At 57.7% G+C, this 19482-nt stretch carries 14 protein-coding genes; 5 read left to right on the top strand and 9 right to left on the bottom strand.

Annotation, left to right across the window (positions count from 1 at the left end; translation table 11 throughout):
* The first annotated feature begins 4 nt into the window (after nt 1-4).
* Nucleotides 5-1927, top strand: a complete 1923-nt coding sequence (locus tag BKP64_RS16560) for a sensor histidine kinase (protein ID WP_070972621.1) — start codon at nt 5-7, stop codon at nt 1925-1927.
* Here the strand turns inward: BKP64_RS16560 and acnA are convergent.
* From acnA to BKP64_RS16545, 3 genes are all read right to left on the bottom strand, one after another.
* Entirely contained in the window at nt 1914-4673 is a 2760-nt protein-coding gene (gene acnA / locus BKP64_RS16555; protein WP_070972619.1) for an aconitate hydratase AcnA, read from the bottom strand. The two genes, BKP64_RS16560 and acnA, sit on opposite strands and share 14 nt — an antisense overlap.
* A 143-nt stretch (nt 4674-4816) precedes the next feature.
* Nucleotides 4817-6331, bottom strand: coding sequence for a methyl-accepting chemotaxis protein (locus BKP64_RS16550; RefSeq protein WP_070972617.1), 1515 nt, complete (start codon nt 6329-6331; stop codon nt 4817-4819).
* A gap of 164 nt (nt 6332-6495) precedes the next feature.
* Nucleotides 6496-8214 carry an ABC transporter ATP-binding protein gene (locus BKP64_RS16545; protein WP_227515601.1) on the bottom strand — a complete coding sequence of 573 codons (1719 nt, stop codon included), beginning with the start codon at nt 8212-8214 and terminating at the stop codon, nt 6496-6498.
* Nucleotides 8215-8463: 249 nt separating this feature from the next.
* Between BKP64_RS16545 and BKP64_RS16540 the strand changes: the two genes are divergently transcribed.
* Complete coding sequence (locus BKP64_RS16540; RefSeq protein WP_070972613.1) at nt 8464-9918, top strand: hypothetical protein; 1455 nt, start codon at nt 8464-8466, stop codon at nt 9916-9918.
* Between the two features lie 112 nt (nt 9919-10030).
* Here BKP64_RS16540 and BKP64_RS16535 read toward each other — a convergent pair whose 3' ends face one another.
* Nucleotides 10031-11476, bottom strand: a complete 1446-nt coding sequence (locus BKP64_RS16535; protein ID WP_070972611.1) for a rhomboid family intramembrane serine protease — start codon at nt 11474-11476, stop codon at nt 10031-10033.
* Nucleotides 11477-11802: 326 nt separating this feature from the next.
* Here BKP64_RS16535 and BKP64_RS16530 point away from each other — a divergent pair, with 326 nt between their 5' ends.
* Nucleotides 11803-12249, top strand: a complete 447-nt coding sequence (locus BKP64_RS16530) for an OmpA family protein (RefSeq protein WP_070972609.1) — start codon at nt 11803-11805, stop codon at nt 12247-12249.
* A 57-nt stretch (nt 12250-12306) separates the two neighbouring features.
* Here the strand turns inward: BKP64_RS16530 and BKP64_RS16525 are convergent, their stop codons facing one another.
* From BKP64_RS16525 to BKP64_RS16505, 5 genes are all read right to left on the bottom strand, one after another.
* Nucleotides 12307-12711, bottom strand: a complete 405-nt coding sequence (locus BKP64_RS16525; protein ID WP_070972607.1) for an MAPEG family protein — start codon at nt 12709-12711, stop codon at nt 12307-12309.
* Between the two features lie 2 nt (nt 12712-12713).
* Nucleotides 12714-12956, bottom strand: coding sequence for a GlsB/YeaQ/YmgE family stress response membrane protein (locus BKP64_RS16520; protein WP_070972605.1), 243 nt, complete (start codon nt 12954-12956; stop codon nt 12714-12716).
* A 107-nt stretch (nt 12957-13063) separates the two neighbouring features.
* Nucleotides 13064-13762, bottom strand: coding sequence for a lysophospholipid acyltransferase family protein (locus BKP64_RS16515; RefSeq protein WP_070972603.1), 699 nt, complete (start codon nt 13760-13762; stop codon nt 13064-13066).
* Between the two features lie 48 nt (nt 13763-13810).
* Complete coding sequence (locus BKP64_RS16510) at nt 13811-14404, bottom strand: class GN sortase (RefSeq protein ID WP_070972600.1); 594 nt, start codon at nt 14402-14404, stop codon at nt 13811-13813.
* On the bottom strand, nt 14401-16542 hold the full coding sequence (locus BKP64_RS16505) for a marine proteobacterial sortase target protein (protein ID WP_070972598.1): 2142 nt from the start codon (nt 16540-16542) through the stop codon (nt 14401-14403). The genes BKP64_RS16510 and BKP64_RS16505 overlap by 4 nt, the downstream gene beginning before the upstream one ends.
* A 191-nt stretch (nt 16543-16733) precedes the next feature.
* On the opposite strand from BKP64_RS16505, the gene pdsR reads away from it, so the two are divergent.
* Nucleotides 16734-17435 carry a proteobacterial dedicated sortase system response regulator gene (gene pdsR, locus BKP64_RS16500; RefSeq protein WP_070972596.1) on the top strand — a complete coding sequence of 234 codons (702 nt, stop codon included), beginning with the start codon at nt 16734-16736 and terminating at the stop codon, nt 17433-17435.
* Nucleotides 17436-17438: 3 nt separating this feature from the next.
* A complete protein-coding gene (locus BKP64_RS16495) occupies nt 17439-19478 on the top strand; it encodes an ATP-binding protein (RefSeq protein WP_070972594.1) in 2040 nt (679 codons plus the stop codon).
* Nucleotides 19479-19482: the final 4 nt, after the last annotated feature.

Below are 19482 nucleotides of genomic sequence, written 5' to 3'. Positions count from 1 at the left end.
AACGATGACAGTAAAAAACGGGGACGGTTTATTTCACACGCTCGTCTGGGGCTCCAGGCTCAGCATTTTTCTGCTGATGCTCATTGTGGCATTCACCCTGGACTCCGCAAGTTCCTCCCGCCACCAGGTTCAAGTCCGCCAGCAATCGCAGGTGAAGCTTGACGAGATCAGCCTCGCACTGCAAAGCACGATACTCCAGAACATTCAGACTGTCTGGGGCCTGGCGGCCAACGTGTCTGTGCAACCTGACATCAATGAACAGCAGTTCCGCCAGCTTGCATCGGTCATCTTCCAGTTGGCACCGGAACTGCGGAATATCGGCCTCGCGCCCGGTTTCGTTATTCGTCATATATATCCACTAGCCGGTAACGAGGCGGCTTTGGGGCTTGACCTGACCCGGCAGAGCCTGTCTGAACAGCAGGTAAAACACCTGCTTGATAGCCGCCGCGCCATTTTCAGCGGACCAATCAATCTGGTTCAGGGCGGCCAGGGCCTGGCCAGCCGGATTCCTATCTTCGAAAATGAAACGGGCAAATTCTGGGGGGTGATCTCTGTAATTCTCGACATCCAGCGGCTCTTCGAAAAAGCTGGCCTGGAAGCACTGAAAGGCGACCTGAATTTCGCCATATCCACCTCAGATAATATCGAAAATACCGACGCCGTCTTTTTTGGCCCCACGGAGTCGCAGTGGACATCGCCGCTTGCCAGCACGGTGAAAATGCCCGGCGTGACCTGGACTCTTTTTGCCGAACCCGTCCAGAGCTGGCCGAACCACCCGGAGGATCCGTGGCTGATACGGAGCGCGCTGGCGTTGATGGTGCTGATCATTACTGGCGGAGCATTCTGGCTGACAAGCCTGCTTTTGAAAGACCGTGAAATGCAGCGGCGTTTCTGGGGTCTGTTTGAACTGGCTCCCATTGGCATTGGACTGTACAGCGCCCATCGGAAAGTATTGCTTCGGGCCAACCAGACCTTCACCCGCAGTTTTGGCGTCGCGGCCCAGTCACTGGACTACTTTGAACGAGTATTCGATCAAAATGGGCAACAACTGCCCGAAGGACTTGGTATTCAGGAAAGCCTTAGAAAAAACATCCGGTTCAGCGGGCTGACGGGGTATTTCCCGGGCCCGGATCAGTCATTGCTCCCCGTGATGCTCCAGGGCCTGAAGCTCGACGCCCATGACAGCGAAGCGGTTATCTGGCTGATCACGGAGGACATTTCTGATCAGAAAAAAGTGGACCGGATGAAAAACGAGTTTATCTCCACTGTAAGCCACGAATTGCGCACACCACTGACCTCCATTTCCGGCGCACTGGGACTGCTCGCCAACAACGCCGCCGGAGAACTGCCTGACAAGGCCTCCAAGCTGGCCCAGATCGCCTACCGGAACAGTAGACAACTGACGTTTCTGATCAACGATTTGCTGGATATCGAGAAACTGGTTGCCGGCAAAATGCCCTTCCGGCTGGAAAACTGCCCCTTGGCTGACATGGTTCGGGATTCCATCGAAAATATTGAATCCTTCGCGCGCGAGCGTCAGGTCGACCTGAAGGTGGGCGAGCTGGGACCGGTGTGGGTTCGGGTGGACCGGCAGCGACTGGAGCAGGCCATCTCAAATTTGCTATCCAATGCCATCAAATTCTCTCCGAGGGGATCGGCTGTAGAAATCCACACCCAGTCCACAGGGGAGAATATCCGGCTTTGCATCCAGGATCAGGGCGACGGCGTATCTCCCGACTTCCATGACCGGATATTCAAAAAGTTCTCGCAAGCCGACGGCTCGGACCGAAGAGATAAGGGCGGTACTGGCCTAGGCCTGGCCATCACAAGGGAGCTGATGACCAATATGGGTGGGACCGTGAATTATGAGTCGCCCCCCGGCAGGGGGGCAACATTCTGGCTGGAACTCCCTGTCACGCTGACTTGAGCATTTCCCGCACAACATAGTGCAGGATGCCGCCGTGCCTGAAGTATACCGCCTCGTTCGCGGTGTCGATGCGAGACTTCAGCTGACAACGCTCGGTTGATCCGTCCGGGTATTTCACAGTCATTTGCAGGCTCTGGCCCGGCGTGATTTCGCCGGAGAGTCCTTCGATGCTGATGGTTTCCTCACCCGTGAGCTTCAGGCTCTTGCGGTCAGTCCCTTCCGGGAACTGCAACGGCATTACGCCCATTCCAATCAGGTTGGAACGGTGAATCCGCTCGTAGGATTCAGCCACCACAGCTTTGACCCCCAGCAGGCGAGTGCCCTTGGCGGCCCAGTCACGGCTGGAGCCGGTACCGTATTCCTTGCCCGCGATGACAACCAGTGGTGTGCCCTTTTCCTGGTACTTCATGGCAGCATCGTAGATGGCCATCTGCTCACCCGTGGGCACGAACCTGGTGAAACCACCTTCCACGCCATCGAGCATCTCGTTCCGGATGCGCACATTGGCAAAGGTACCGCGCATCATGACCTCATGATTGCCCCGGCGTGAGCCGTAGGAGTTGAAGTCTTTCGGTTCCACACCGTGTTCCTGCAGATACTTGCCCGCCGGGGTATCCGCCTTGAAGGAGCCAGCCGGCGAAATGTGATCGGTAGTGACCGAATCACCCAGCAGCGCCAGGATGTTTGCATCCTTGACATCATCGATGGCGTCCGGCTCTTCCCTCATGCCCTCGAAGAAGGGCGGATGCTGAATATAAGTGGACTTATCGGACCACTCATACACCTTGCTCTCCGGGAATTTGATCGCCTGCCAGGTGGCGTCACCGTCAAATACTTCTCCGTATTCCTTGCGGAACATGTCGGTCTTCACTTTCTCGACGGCTTCCGCAATTTCCTGCTGGCTTGGCCACAGGTCTTTCAGGTACACGGGCGCACCATCCGAGCCGACACCAAGAGGGTCTTTGGAAAGATCAAGGCGCACATTGCCCGCCAGGGCATAAGCAACAACCAGAGGCGGCGACGCCAGCCAGTTGGTCTTCACCAGCGGATGAACCCGGCCCTCAAAGTTCCGGTTTCCGGACAAAACGGAAGCCACCGTAAGGTCACCATCGGTAATCGCCTTCTCCACAGCATCCGGCAGCGGCCCGGAATTACCAATACAGGTGGTGCAGCCGTAGCCCACCAGATTAAAGCCAAGCTTGTCGAGATCATCGTCAAGCCCCGCAACTTTGAGGTAGTCGGTGACTACCTTTGAGCCCGGTGCCAATGAGGTTTTCACCCAGGGCCGGGTTTTCAGGCCCTTGGCGACCGCTTTCTGAGCTATCAGGCCAGCAGCCATCATCACGCTTGGGTTGGAGGTATTGGTGCAAGAGGTGATAGCGGCAATGACCACAGCCCCCGGATCGAGGCGGGATTTCTCACCTTCCATCTCCAATGGCTGGCTGGCCGCGTGCTCATAGCTGTCATGAATACCGACCGCCGTCTGGCCACCCTCGGATTCCAGGTTGCTTTTCCGGTTCTCAGCCGGGCCCTCGGCGGTTTCCATCAACAGCTCGAATGACGCCTTCATGTTCTTCAGGGCAACCCGGTCCTGGGGGCGTTTCGGGCCCGCCAGACTGGCTTCCACCTCGCCCATGTCCAACTCGAGCTTATCGGTATACACCGGCTCATGGCCCGGCTCCCGCCAGAGCCCCTGAGCCTTGGCATAGGCTTCAACCAGTTCAAGCTGATCCTCTTCACGACCGGTCAGACGCATATACTTGATGGTTTGGTCATCCACCGGAAAGAAACCACAGGTCGCGCCATACTCGGGGGCCATATTGGCGATAGTAGCCCGGTCCGCCACTGGCATGTCTTTGAGACCATCACCGTAGAATTCGACGAATTTTCCCACCACGCCTTTCTTGCGCAGCATTTCGGTCACCGTCAGCACCAGATCCGTAGCGGTAATGCCTTCGCGGAGTTTACCGGTCACCTTGAAACCCACGACCTCCGGAATCAGCATGGAGACTGGCTGCCCCAACATCGCCGCTTCGGCCTCTATACCGCCAACGCCCCAACCCAGAATACCCAGGCCATTGATCATGGTGGTGTGGGAATCGGTACCCACCAGAGTGTCTGGATAGGCGACCGTTTTTCCGTCCTGGTCTTTCGACCAAACGGTCTTGCCCAGATATTCCAGGTTGACCTGGTGACAGATACCAGTACCCGGCGGCACCACCCGAAAGTTATCGAAGGCCTGCTGACCCCAGCGCAAGAACTCATAACGTTCCTGGTTACGCTCCATCTCGATGGCGACATTGTCTTTGAAAGAAGATGCATCGCCGAATTTATCCACCATGACCGAGTGATCGATCACCAGGTCGACTGGCGACAGCGGATTGATCATGGCCGGGTCCTTACCCGCTGCTTCAACAGCAGCCCGCATGGCAGCAAGGTCCACTACCCCGGGCACACCGGTGAAGTCCTGCATCAACACCCTGGCCGGGCGGAACTGGATTTCAGTGTCAGAACGGCGATCCTTCAGCCATTGCACCATGGCGTCAATATGGCTGCGGTCAACGGTGACGTCGTCCTCGTTACGGAGCAGATTCTCCATCAGGACCTTGAGGGAAAAAGGCAGCCGGTTCAGGTCACCCAGAGTACCCGCTGCCTTTGGCAAGCTGTAGTAATGGTAGGTCTTGCCACCCGCATCCAGGCTGGACAAGGTATTCAGGCTGTCTTTGCTGAGACTGTCGTTCGACATGTGGTGCCTCCTTTTCGTCGTCGTCCGAATATTCCGGAAGGCCGAGCGATGATAAGTCACCTATAACTATTGCACCGATCGACCAGAGTTCAACTGCAGCCCCGTGAATGTTCAGAATTCTCCCGGTGAATATCAGACTGAAGTCAAAGGCCCTGATAACCCCGGACGAGACCATCAACGTCACCGATGACCTGCTCCAGTTGCCGGGCCATGGTCCGGGTCCGATCCGCTGCCTGAACAACCTCGGCGTTCTGGTCAGCCACGCGCTGAACCCCCTCGTTGATTTCAGACGAAGCGGTCGCCTGCTCTTCGGCTGCCGCGGCGATCTGATGATTCATGTCGTTGACATTAGCGATGGCCATCTCGATGTGATGAATGGCCTCCCCCGCTCTGCGAACCGATTCGCTGGTCTCAACAGAGCGGGTCTGGCCTATTTCAATAGCGGCAAAAGTGGCTTCCGAAACCGATGCCAGATCATCAATGGTACTGCCAATCTCACGGGTAAAGTCCTGGGTTCGGCGCGACAGGTTCCGGACTTCGTCGGCGACCACCGCGAAACCGCGACCGTGCTCACCCGCACGCGCCGCTTCAATCGCTGCGTTCAGCGCGAGCAGATTGGTTTGATCAGAAATGTCGTTGATGGAGCTGATGAACGCCCCGATGGACTTCACCTTGTCTACCAGCTCGGTCACCATACGGGACGAGTCGCCCAGGGCCGTGTTTGTGGCGTCCGTTAGCTGCACAGAGTGCTCGACGTTTGTTCGCCCTTCTGAAGCCGCCTCCGAAGCACGGCCGGCCGACTCAGAGGCGGCGTGCGCGTTCTGCGCCACTTCATGGATTGTAGCCGACATCTGGTTCGTGGCAGCGGCGGCTTGGTCGGTCTGGCGATGCTGCTCCTGGACAACGCGGCTGGTGCGGTCGCTGACGCCGGTGAGCTCGTCGGCACTTTCACGCAGTTTTCCTGACAACTCCCTGACTTTTCCAATCAGGCTGGTGAACTGGTCCATCATTTCATTGAAATAACTGGCGGTCAGGGCGTCACCGGTCCCGTCCAGGCGGCCACTGAGATCCTTGTTGGCGCCAAAATTCCGCACGATGCCAATGAGCTGAAACGACTGATTCCGCTCCATCGCCATCCGAAGCGTAAAAAATACCAGAGTGCCGGCTTCAAATACCACAAATGCTGCGTGCAGGAACGCCATGCCATAGGTCGCTTCGTGGTTAAACAGCATGACCGGCATGGTTCCAACCGTGGCCCCGGCCTGCTGCAGGGCAGTGAACACCAGATGATGGACAGCAATAACGCCGGCGGCGACCAGCACCGGCAACCAGTCACGATAGATGATGACCAACGCCAAGGCTGCGAAGATATGAAAGTGCATCTCCACGCGACCCATCTGACTCTGAATCATAATGGCCGACCAGGCCATAAGGCAGGCTGCAAAAAATGCGGAGCAGGCCCTCTGCCCTCGCAGCAAAAAGTATCCACCCGTGACTGCGATGCCGAGCAGTACCGAAGCCATTACCGCGAACCCACCCGTTTCGAATTCCAGAGGGATCAGAAAGGCAACGACGGGAACATGAGCTAACAGGATATAGAACAGATAGCTGTCGTTACGCAGTCGTTCCTGGTGGGCATAATTAACAGATTCAGACATTTTTCAAAACCTCGGATTCGGCGCGGCGGGTATTGAGAGTCCGTTCAACAGCCAGCAATAAGTGCGTCACATGTCGCTCTTTCGCGCATATATACGAGCATCTCCGAAGGCAGATCAGATATTGATGGAAATAAAAACCACCATTAATAAAGAAGATCCGGCGATCACATCTGCCGGTCACCGTAAAGCTGCGCGTAGAGGCCATCCCGCTGGATCAGCTCATCATGATGACCTTCCTCAATAATACGGCCGTCCTCGAACACGCAGGCGCGATCAGCCTGTTTCACGGCACTAAGACGATGCGCGATAATCAGGGTTGTGCGCTGGCGCAGGAAGGCTTCGAGGTCCCGGTGCAACTGGTACTCGGTTTCGGCATCCAGTGCCGAGGTTGCCTCGTCGAGAATCACCACTGAGGGATCCGAGAGGATCATCCGCGCGATGGCGAGGCGCTGACGCTGGCCACCTGACAGGCGCACGCCCTGGCGGCCGATCATGGTGTCGAGCTGGTCAGGCATATCAGCCACGGTTTTATCCAGCTGGGCAATCCGCAGGGCGTGCCAGAGCTCCGCTTCAGGCTTCTCGCGTCCCAGGGTCAGGTTCTGGCGCACGCTATCATTGAAGAGAGCTGGATGCTGAAGCACGGTGGCAATATGTTCCCGCAAGCAAGGCAAACCAATGCGCTGGACCGGCACCCCCTCAATCAGGACCTCACCACGCTGGGGCGTGTACATGCCAAGAATCACTTGCACAAGCGTCGACTTGCCGCCACCGCTGGCGCCGACCACCGCGACTTTTTCACCCGGTTTCAGGTGCAGGTTGATCCCTCTCAGCACCGGTTCGCCGTCGTAACTGAAATGAATGTCCTTGAGCGTCAGGCCAACGGTGTGGCGACCCCGAAACGGATTTTCCAGTGCCGGATAACGTGGCTCTTCCTTGAGTTCCAGCAGGCGGTTAATCCGGCCGAGAGCAGCGTTGGCGGCAAACCAGGCATACTGCATGTTCAGCATTTCCTGAACCGGCGTCAGCATGAACCAAAGATAGCCAAAGATAGCGAACATCATGCCGATGCTCAGATCACTGAATAGCACAGTGACCATGGCTGCGCCCCTGAAGACATCAACCCCGAACTGGAACAGGGCAAAGCTGGCCCGGGAGGCTGCATCGCTTCGCCATTCAAACTGGATTGCGTGATCCCGCACGGTCCGCGCCCGATCGATCAGCTGGCGAAGATAGTGCTTTTCCCGGTTGGCGGCCCGGAGCTGGTGGATGGCATCCAAAGTCTCGGTGAGGTCGCCCTGGAACACCTCATAAGCCGCGTTCTCACGGCGCTTGAGCTCCTTGACCCGCTTGCCAATCAGGATGGTAGCCAGGATCACCAACGGGTTAAATAGCAGGATCAGCAGGGCCAGTTGCCAGTGCACCCACAGCAACACGACCGCGGTGCCGGCCACAGTCAGGCTCGCAACCAGAAACCGGCTGATGGTGGTGCCCAGAAACTGGTCCATGGTATCCAGGTCGGTGATGAAGTGACTGCTGATCCCCCCGGAGCCCCGGGTTTCATATTCCGACATTGCCACCCGCTGCAACCTGCCCAGCAACCGGGACCGGATCCGGAACACAACGTCTTTGGACACCTTGGAAAATTCCCGCGACTGCAAGACGTTGAACGACAACGCCGCCAGCCTCAGGCCAAAAGCCACAAGCACCATCATGCCGATGTAAACCACAGGTTGATGCCAGGAATCCGGCAGCAACCGGTCCATCACCGGCAAGACAGGCCCGGCTTCTCCCAGCAGCACCTCATCCACCAGCACCGGCAAAAGCAACGGCACCGGCACACTCATTACCGTCGCCATGATCGCCAGCAGGTTTGCCTTGACCAGCCGGGGCTTGTGCTTAAGTGCGAGCGCAAAGACATCACGCCAGTGGTAGTTGCGCTGGGTGCCGTCGTTATCGCGAAACTGGCCTGATGGCGGTTGCTGGCCCAAGAGTCCTCCGGTTTGAATATCTGCCCTGACCCATACGTCGGGGTGCCCACAATAGTCTACCTGTTAACCGGTTAGCTGCGGTGACTGATGACTTCTGTCATGATTGGCCAACGATTTTCTGACGGACCAGGACAAAGGCCAGCTGTGAAACACGATTGTCATTACCACCCCGGCACACCCGCCAAATGGCACTGCGGCGAATGCCAGACGCATTATTGCAGTCGCTGCATGCCCGATGCCGATACCCGACAGCGCCGGGCACTCTGCCCCCATTGCAGCAAGGCCATGCGTTACCTGGGTGCAGCTACGGAGGTCGTTCCGTTCTGGAACCGGATTGGTGCTTTTTTCCGCTACCCGTTCCACAGTGACCCGTTGATCGTCATTGCTATCTGCACGCTGGTGCCGGTCATTGCACCAGCCAACCTGATCGGCCTCATCATAGGCCTGGTGCTGGCCCTGGCCCTGTTCAAGTACACCTATGCCGTTATCAATCACACCGCTGAAGGTCACCTCAAGCCACCACCGGTTTCGGTAGCCTTTACCGGCAGCGGCTTCGACATTGTCATTCTGCAGTTACTGGTGTTCGTGCTTATGGGCGCACTGGTGACCACCGCCGGCATGCTCGGCGGGCCCATCCTGATGCTGCTGGCACTCGCCTTCGTGGTACTCGCTCTGCCGGCAAGCATCATGGTTCTGGCCATGGAGCGTTCCGTGGGTCCGGCCGTGAATCCGATGAACCTGGCGGTGCTGATCTCCCGGATCGGCAGCCCCTACTTCCTGCTTTATGGCTACCTGATTCTGATGACACTGGCGTCTGGAGCAGCGCAGGACTTCGCCATGACCCATTTCCCAACCTGGGTCTCACAGCCCCTGTCAGGGTTCCTGAACAGTACCTTTACCCTGATCCTGTTCCACATGCTGGGTTACCTGCTGTTTCAGTATCAGGAAGAACTGGGCTTTGCCTCTGACCTGCAGGATGACGTCCAGGGCCAGGATCACCACCAGCGTGATCGCAGCGCCCGGTTTGATGCCGACATCGATATGAACCTGAAAGACGGCAACTACGACCGCGTCCAGACCATGCTGAAAGAGGCCCTTAAACGCGACCGGGACAATAGTCTTCGTATCGGCCAGCTTTATCAGCTGTTAACGGCCAGAAACGATGTCACCGAGCTTTATCGCTATCACCCGCGCCTACTTGGCTGGCTGGCCGACCGTAACGATGGTGAGGGCATGGCTGCCTTGTTGGCAGGTCTGCAACAGGGGGAGCCCGGTTTTCAACTGGAAGAGCCTGAACTGGCAGTAAGGTGTGCCCGTACGCTCTATCACGGAGGGCAATTTAAACCGGCCTTGCGACTGCTCCAGGATTTCCATAAGCGATTTCCGGACAGCGAGCAACTCGCGCCGGCCTACCTCCTGGTAGCGCAGACGCTGGCTAACGGTCTGAATCAATGGGAAAAAGCAACGGCGTTCCTGACCTTTATCCAGAAACGTTGCGTGAATCATCCCCTGCACGAGCAGATCGCGACGTACCTGGAGCAGGCCGAAAAACGGGAGCCGTTAAAAGGGCCCAAGGCGAATTTCGCAGTAGAAGACTAGGGCAAGAGGGCGAGGCTTCCCAAAACCGTGCGGAGCCATGGATGGCGGAGCCGAGCGTACAGGGACGTATTCACAGCGTGTTTTGGGAAGCCTCGCCCTCTTGCCCGTACCACTAAATCTGCAGCAACTGCCGGTAATGGCGGGCCTTTGGTCCCATCTGCCGCTTTTCGAATTCCGCCACCAACAGCCGGCAGGCTTCGGAAGTCAGTAACTGGTCACCGGTACTACGGAGCCGTTCAAAGGCTTTCTCAGCCGACTTCAAGTCATGCTGCTTGAGGCTTGTGAACAGCACCCGGTTATGGTCTTCGGCGCTTAACGGCTGGTAGCTCTCACCTTTACCAAGGTACTCCTGCCACACCGAAACCATCTGCTCCGGCTGGTGGCGACCAAGGGCATCGTTCATAAGTTCACGAGCACGATCCCGATATTCCGGTCGGTCCGGTCGCAGTTTGGCAAGTTGATACAGGTGTTCCAACAAGATGGGGCGTTCCGGGTAATGCTCGCGCAATGCTTCGAACTGCCGTTTCGCCAAATCAAACTCCATACGTCCGAGACTGGCCATGGCCTGGGCATAGCTGCTGGTGAAACGGGCGTCCTGTTCGTCCTGCTCCGGTTCGAAAAACTCTTCGCGTACCTGCAACCAGCTGTGTCCGAGCATCCAGACCATCCCGGCGCCGGCCAGCAAACCACCGGCATGGGCCATATAGGCAATCCCGGTTGCACCGGCAAACCAGTAATCGTAGATTTCCTTGCCCACCCAAACCGGAAGCATGGCGATTGCCGGCGCACGGAAGTAATTGAAGTAAACCCCGAGAAAGTAGAAGAACCGGATTTTCTGCAGGCCATAGATGGCGACATACATGCCCATCAAGCCGGAGATAGAACCGGAGGCACCGACAAGAGGTACGTAACTGCCGGTCGAAAAAGCCGTGAAAACCAGTCCGGAAAGAGCGCCACACAACAAGTAGGCCATCAGGAAGCGCCCGGGGCCGAGGGCTTTCTCTACGGTAAACCCAAGCAGAAACAGGAACACCAGGTTACCGATAATGTGCCCCCAACCTCCATGCAGGAACTGGTAGGTGACCAGGGTATAAAGCGACAGCTCGGCCGGTATCAGCCCAAGCTGGAAAGAGCTCAGCTTGCCAATGTACTGCTCCTCGATCGGCCCGCGCAGTTCGTTCCAGCGCTCCTGCTCTGCAGGCGTCCAGATCACGCCCTGGTTCTGTTTGAGGTACTGATAAAACTCCCGGTCCATCAGCAGACTCACAGCAAGCCAGAATTTCTCGTCACCCTCCTCGAGTTTCTGGAATTGCTGCAATTCACGGACCCGGTCCGCAGCCCCTTCAAACTGAATTTGCCGTTGCAGATAGTCTTCATAGGCCGGAGCTTCCAGGGATTGCAGCCCAGATTTAACGTACTGTTCGACGGCCTGCTCAACCTTCTGGCTGTCGCCTCCCTGGTAAAACAGGAAAACCATGACACAAGCCATCATCAGGCCCAGGGTGACCCAGGGCGGGCGTTTCCAGTTAACGGCGTTCTCGGCAGGAATAATCAGCATGGGCGGTCACAATTCATCACAATCTGTCCCTGAAAACCTGCTTTTTACCACAGTAAGGCCTTCTTTTCGCGCTCAAATGGTATTCAGCGAAAGGAAGAAGCGGGTACAAGTGAAGAAATGTGCCCGTGCCCACAAACGGTGAGCAGTGTTCTGCGTCGCGATAAACAGTGTCATGCAAAGGTCACAGAAATGACATTTAATCAGTGGCACTTAACGATCAGACCAGCACTCTATCGACCATTCGCCAATTGTCGTTATTCCCGCACCGGCCAATAGTAATCGGGAATAACAAAAAAAACCGGACACTGGAACCAAGGATACTGCAAATGACCGTACTCGTTCTGGACAACCCGGACCTGATTGCCAAAGCAGCGATCGCCTCCGGATTTTCCGCCTCAGAGCTTGCCACTGATGTAAAACGACCTCACCGGATGAAGTTTCACTACGGTTTCAATAAACACGTCCTGGACACCGGTGACGTGGCTATCCTGAAACAACATGCCAATTACCTGCGGCAATATCCGAACATAAGCGTTCGCGTTCATGGCCATTCGGACAACTTTGGCGGAGAAGACTACAACCAGTTTCTGGCGAGGTTGAGGGCGAACGCAGTGGCTCGTTTTCTGATGGAGGAAGGCGTCCGGGAGTCCAGGATCATCCTCAAGGCCTGGGGCTCCAGCCGCCCCCTGGCCACGCCGGACGATCATGCCGCAAACCGGCGGGTAGAGCTGGAATACGTAACGCAGGAAATGGCCCAGGCGCTCCAGGGCTAATCAGTCAACGGCTGGAATCAGAACGGGGCCGCCGGGCCCCGCTCGCGGCAAAGTGGATTAACCGCCGTAGACTTGCCATACGTTCCAGAACAGCAAGAGTGCGGTCAGCAGAATGGCCAGCCATGTCAGAAGAATCCCGCTCATGCGAGCCCAATGCGGGCCACCACGACCGTTAATCATTCCCCAGGCATGCAAAATGCGCCCGACGACCAGCCCCATTCCGACCCAGTAGACCAGGCCGCCGGAAACGCCATTGAGCTCGGCAATCGCGAGCATGATCAGTCCGAGCGGTGCATACTCCACCAGATTGGCATGCGCCCGTACCGCTGATTCAAAATCACGGTCATCGGAAACGCCAAGGCCCTTTCTGTATTTAAGCCGGAACTTGACCACGTGCGCCGAAAGCACCAGCAAAAGAATGCCGAGAACAGCGGCGAACACTCCGGTAACGGGTACGATCATATTCAGGCCTTTTTGATTGCGCTGACGATAGCGAGTAACAATATGGCGCCAAACGTCGCTGTCACCAGCTCACCAACCGCGCCATGAGCCATCAGGCCAAGAAGTCGGAACACGAAACCGCCAATGAATGAGCCGACGATGCCAATACCAATATTGGCCAGAACACCGAACCCACGACCCTTCATAATCAATCCGGCCAGCCAGCCGGCCACACCACCGATAATCAGAAACAATATCAGGTTCATTTCATGCCTCTCCCTGAGGGTCTTTGAACGAAATGGTAAGACTCGCAAAGACTGCCCTGTTTCCGCTGGTGCTTCAAGGATTTCCCACGGGGTGCCGATCAGGCCCTCTACAGCGTGGCGATGGTTTCCGCCATCTGCTGGTGGCAGCGGGCCATCAGGTCGGGGATGTCGTCGGTGGTCATGCCGGTGGTTTCAATCGGTGGCAGAATCCGGACAGGTACCGGCTCTCGCCGCCCACTCCAACCAATGGTTTTGTCTTCGTACTGGCGAGCACAAACGATGGTAATCGGAGCGCCGGAGGCGATGGCAGCGTGGAACGCGCCCTTCTTGAATTTTTGCAGGCCGCGACCACGGCTGCGGGTTCCCTCCGGGAAAACCCAGAGGCTTTTGCGATCACGGGCAAGAGCATCACTGGTTGCCTGCATAACCGCGATAGCCTTGTGTGAACGGGCCCGGTTGAGAACCACGTTACCACCCAGCCAGAACACCTGACCGAAAAATGGAACCCACAGCAGCGCAGATTTACCCACCGTTACCGTGCGCGGAGGCAGCAAATCCCCCACCACAAACAGGTCATCATTGTGCTGGTGATTGGCGATCACGACCGTTGGCCGATCTTTAGGCATGTTTTCCCACCCTTCGAGAGGCCGCTCCATGCCCAACAAAACGCGCCCAAAACGAGCCACAGACCTGCCCAACAAACGGTTATTGTCCGGATTGAAGGGACGTGCGACGTAAAGTACCAACGCAAACAGGCAGATCAGCGGAACGCTTAACCATGCCAGAAATTTTCTCAAAGCACCCATGAAACACAACTCTGTCACCAAATTTTGGCGCACAAGTGTACGCCAAACTCATGTCCCGGCAACAGTGTCAATTGGATCACGATCACGGGACAGGCCTGCGCGGGCCTCCACCACATAGCGTAGCGGGCCACCCGCATTCATGCTGTCAAAGGGATAGCATGTCACCAGAAGCAGGGCATCATCTGCCAGCTGCCGGGTATCAATCCGCTCCGACCGGCTGTCGACAACGCGGGCCGTCAAAACCCGGTAACTCTGCCAGTCACCATTACGCCCCTGGAGTCGCAATTCACTCCCTGCCTCAAGGTACTGTAGTTGCTGAAAATGGGTATCGCGATGGCCGGCAATGACAATCGGGCCAGCACCGCTCTCGCTGCCCAGAACCTGCCCCGGCCCGAATGCCAGGCTTTCGCCATGTCCGCCTGCCAGAACAATCATTGAGCTGCCAAGGGTTGGCACGGTCAGTCTGGCAACAGGCCAGGTATCTGCCCAGGGCCAGGGGCGGGTTTGGGTTTGCCGGGCCTGACTTTCTGCCCAGGCCATTTCCAGTAGCTCCTGCGCAACTACAGCTTTCAACGGAATCCAGAGCCCGAACACCAGCACAGTGGCGGACGATGTTAAGAGCAACAGTAACAGGCGGCTCATGCGGTGGTCCTCCGCTGCAGCAAACCGATAGCGACGGCAAACATCAAACCGGTCAGGCCCAGCGCCGTAAGCAACGGGGCAATGGTGGCTGTTTGGGGGTAGCGCAACATGCTGCTCGCGCTGCCCGCCGGCAGCAAGGTTGGCAGGGAATCCGTGGCGAGAGGTTCGGATATCGGCCTCGCAGGCGTCGCATCCACGGCCACAAAGCTCGTATACGGCGACATCAGGCCATGCCCGGTGGCCAGTGCGGTAATAAACGGTTTGTCCGGCTCCTGCCCGCTTGTTTTCGCCTCATCCAGCAAACTGTCGATTTTCTCCCGCGCCCAATGACGATGCAGGCCACTGGCCGATGCCGCCTGTTGTAGATCCAGCGAACGCTCCCAGATTTTCCCGCCAGGCAACTTTCCCGATACTTTCAGCAGCCCAGCGGGCGCCACTCCCTGAGTAACCTGCACCAGAGGCGCACCCTGAAACAGGTCTCCCGGTCGTGCGGGCAAACTCTCAGTGCTGTTCACAGCACCTCCCCCACTCTCGGCGGGGGACGGCCATTGCACCTGAATATCGGTCAACACCGGCGCCTCCATGGCTGAAAAAAGCGCCTCAAGGGGGCCACTGACATCCGAGGCATCCTGAATGGAGGTATAAACCCCACGGCCCCATCGGGCAGCCTCTCGCATGAAGTGCATGTTGGGTGCCGAGCCAATGCCTACGGTAAACAAGCGGCGGTCACCGAGCTGTTGGCGGATCTGATCGAACAGGGCAGCCTCATTGCCCACCGCACCGTCGGTAATAAATACTACCTGCCGGACCAGACCGGCAGGTTTCTCGCTTTGACTCTCCTGTGTTTGCAGCGCCATCGCCAGTGCGGGAGCCATTTCCGTTCCGCCGTCCGCGTGCAAGCGATCCACGTAACCACGGGCACGAGCCAGGTTGTTGCCATTGGCCATTTCAGGCTGCATGAACAAGGCGTGGGTCTGGCTATTGAACCGAATGACATTGAACCGGTCGTTGGGCCTGAGCGTGTTCAGCCCCCGCTGAAGGGCGCTCCTGGCCTGCCGGATGGACTCGCCCGCCATGGAGCCCGAGGTATCAATGACGAACACCAGTTCGCGGGGCAATACCCTCCCACTGGCCTTCCCGGGGACTACCATCGCCATGAGGTAATCCTTCTCATGCCAGCGCTGGTGGAAAACCGCTGCCGTTGGTTCCTGTCCGGCCATGGGTTGCCAACGCACGACAAAGTCCCGGTTCATCAGCATCTTCCCTCCCTCGGGCTGCACTTCCACCTTCTGGCCATCCAGCCGTGTTTCCAGCCGGTGGGTGGGACTGAACACCCTTGCCAACGGCAGACCTGCATCAATCGCCATCCGAATCGACGCCCGATGACTGATGTCAGACACATCTCCAGCACGGACCGTGTAAGGACTGATCGCGCCGGCATCCGGTACTTCGTCAGTAGGCACCGCCCAGCCGCCCTGCCATTCCTGTGGCTGTTCCGTTATCGGCTTGCCCGGAATGTACCGGGGCATCAGCGTTGTCGGCAGGCGCAACTCAAACACGCCCGACCGGTAATCGACCGGTTGCTGGAAGCGGAGCTCGACAGCGATCGTTTTACCCGGCGGGATGTTCGCCACCCGCGCGGTAAACAAATTCGAACGTTGCTGCTCAACGCTGGCAGCGTGACGGCCCGACGCTTTCGCTGTTTCATAGGTTTTACGTGCTTCCGCCCTTGGCCGCACCTTGCCAACAATCGTTCTCTCGCCAACCTTCATGGTCAGCCCGTAAACACTGGCATTGTCCGGCAATGGAAATACAAACACGCCCTCCCGCCAGCGGTCACTGGCGTTGCGAAACCGACGGGAAAGCCGGCTCTCGGCGATCAGTCCATTGACGCGGACATCAAATTCACTGTCCAGAATGATGGCCGGCTCCTGCCAACGGCCGCCATCGTCCACAAACCTCAGCAGACCCGCGGACTCTGTGCCGTCCTGTCTCGCTTCGGCATATAACGGGTGCACAAACAGCATCAACAGAACCGCCAGCCAAAGACTTATACCCTCAAACAGGCGTCGCAATCGACGGTGCTGGTTATCCGTGAGGGTGGGAGTGAGCTTGAAAAGACTGCCTGAGAGCATCATGTCGGGATCCTTTTACTGCATGATTGGGCGATGTGCCGCTATTTCAGCAATCCCGCAAGTTCCTGAGGTGGCAAAAGCGGACTTTCCGGCCGCGAAAAGTGATCAATTATGACATCACACGGCTTCGCCCTTGTTCTCCTCCCCCGCCATGTTTAAATAGAGCTTCATTACCAAGCCAAGCTGTCGTATTCATGAAAAAGCACATTGTTCTGATCGAGGACGAACCCGCCATCCGCGACAACTATCGCGTCGCTTTTGAACGCCGGGGATACCGGGTGTCCGTCTATGGTGACCGGTCATCTGCCTGGCAGGTGTTGCGGCAGGGACTGCCGGACCTGGCCATTATTGACGTTGGCCTGGGCGACGAACCTGAGGGCGGCTTTGCCCTGTGCCAGGACCTCCGGGGACTGTCTCAGACCCTGCCGATCATTTTTCTGACCGCCCGGGACAGTGACATTGATTCAGTACATGGCCTGCGGCTTGGCGCCGACGACTACGTCACCAAAGACATGAGCATGGACCATTTGCTGGCGAGGATAACCGCCCTGTTGCGACGGGCCGAGGCCTGGGCGGAAGCCCTGCAAAAACCGGATGAAGTGTTGCAACGAGGTCGCCTGGCGCTGAACGTGGACCGGATGACGGTCGCCTGGGACGACCGGCCCATCGACCTGACCGTCACTGAATTCTGGATGCTGCACTCACTGGTGCAGCATCCAGGCCATGTGCGGAGCAGAGACCAGTTAATGGAAGCCGCCAGCACAGTGCTGGATGACAATACGGTGACCTCCCACATCAAGCGCATTCGACGGAAGTTTGTTCAGCTGGACAGTACCTTTGATGGCATACAGACCGCCTATGGCATGGGATACCGATGGAACGCACATGAGGTTTGACTGTTGACCCTTAAACGCCAACTCCTCGTTGCCAGTCTGCTCATGCTGTTTATTCCCTGGGCCGGCCTGCAATTCGTGCTGGAGCTTGACGATGCCTTGCGCCAGCAAGCCCGCGAGCAACTCCGCGAGCAGGCCCAACGGCTTGCACAAGCCGTGGGCGATGAGCTGATCGGGCAGACGCCGGTAACGGCGGACATCCCGGCAATCTATGTCGAGCCGATCGATCGTGAGATTAACCTGGACGGCTATGCCGACGACTGGCCCGGCTTCGAAGAAGGCGAGCAATTCCAGACATGGCAGGCAGCGGGGCAGGCTCCACAGCCGGGTGAACCCATGCTCCAGTGGCAGGCGGCTTCCGATGGCCGACATACCTATTTGCTGATTCGGGTCAGCAACAGGCAACCGGATCGTTTCAATCCTGCATCCCCGCAGCAGCCCTATGATCGCCTTGAGCTTTGGCTGGAACCCTCCGGCAGTGACGTCACCCAGAGCGCTTTGAGACACTCCTGGCTTATCCGCACAACCCAACCAGGCGATGTCTACGGCCTCACGGGCAAACGAGCTGACCGGGCCGACTATCGTGTTCACGGCTTCTGGCCGCAAACCAACAAAGGGTGGCAACTGGAACTGCGACTGCCTTCTCCTCCGGAGGGAAGCCGCCTCGGGTTCTCCGCCCGCTGGTCGGAAAATGACGGAATCACCGGCGTCTCAACCTCCCTCAATCCGCTTCCGATTCTGGTCAGTCGAAACCGAGGACTGGAACGCAAGCTTCAACCTCGCCTGAACAAGGGGCAAAGCGTGCGGGTGCTGGAGCCAGGAGGCTGGCTAACGGCCAGGCAGAACGCCCCCTCAAGGGAGCCTTCTCCGGAGTTTGATCAGCTCAGCCCTCTGCAGGTTGTGGAGCAGATCAGCCTTAACGCTCTCCGGGCCCTGATCCAGATTTACCAGCCGGACCCGGTGGCGATCCGCTCAGACACTACCCGAGTGACGTTGGACGCGTTGCCACCCGACGGGCTGGTAAAGCATGAGGATGGCAGCGCCTGGCTGATGACCAAAGAGCCTGTGTTCGGCGGTCGCCAGCTGGTTCTGGAACAGTCACTGGACCAGTTGCTAACGCTCTCAGGCTCAACGCTGGGCTCCGTTATTGCCCGTAGCACCCTGATCATCGTCGGCCTGACCCTGGTCCTTCTTGGCTATGCCAGCTGGCTATCCTGGCGCATTGCACGCCTGCAGCGTGCGGTCAGCGCCAGCATCGATGAAGATGGGCGAATCACTGGCACACTCCCGGTTTCCCGGGCCCAGGATGAGCTGGGGCAGTTACAGCGTCATTTCAGCCAGATGGTGGATCGCCTTCACGGCTATAACCGTTATCTTGAAAGTTTCTCAAGGCGTCTCTCCCACGAACTGAAAACGCCGGTTGCCGTGGTCCGATCATCCCTTGAGAACCTGAGCCACAGCGAGTCTGAAACCGAGCGCCAGCAATACATTGACCGGGCGGCCAGCGCCACCGACAGGCTGCGCCAGATTCTGAACGGTATGAGCGAAGCGGCGAGGCTTGAACAGAGTTTCGACCACGCAGACAAGGAAGTATTTGACCTCGCTGACGTTGTCGCCCAGGCCACCGATGCCTATCAGGCCCTGGACGAACAACATCGGATTCGTTACACCGGACCATCGAGCGGTTGCAACATGACCGGCTCACCGGAACTTATGGTTCAGCTTCTGGACAAGCTGGTGGATAACGCCCGGGATTTCGCACCTGTGAACGGATTGATAGAAGTAGACCTTGAGCACACGCCCGGCGAACTGTGCCTTTCCGTGTTCAACCAGGGTCCGCCTCTTCCCGAGGCACAGGCAACGGATATCTTCGGCCCGTTCGTGTCATTCAGGGACGGCAGGGAGGAAGGCCATCTGGGTCAGGGATTGCTCATCGTCCGGCTCATCGCCGACTACCATGGCGCGAGGGTTGATGCGTCCAATGCCGTCCAAGGTACCATTGACGGGGTTCGTTTCCGCGTTATCATCCCTGCAGCCAATACTTGAACAC

It is taken from the genome of Marinobacter salinus (assembly GCF_001854125.1).
GTDB classification, from domain to species: domain Bacteria; phylum Pseudomonadota; class Gammaproteobacteria; order Pseudomonadales; family Oleiphilaceae; genus Marinobacter; species Marinobacter salinus.
Note: the sequence above shows the minus strand (reverse complement) of the source record. Positions and strands in the feature narration are given on the sequence as shown.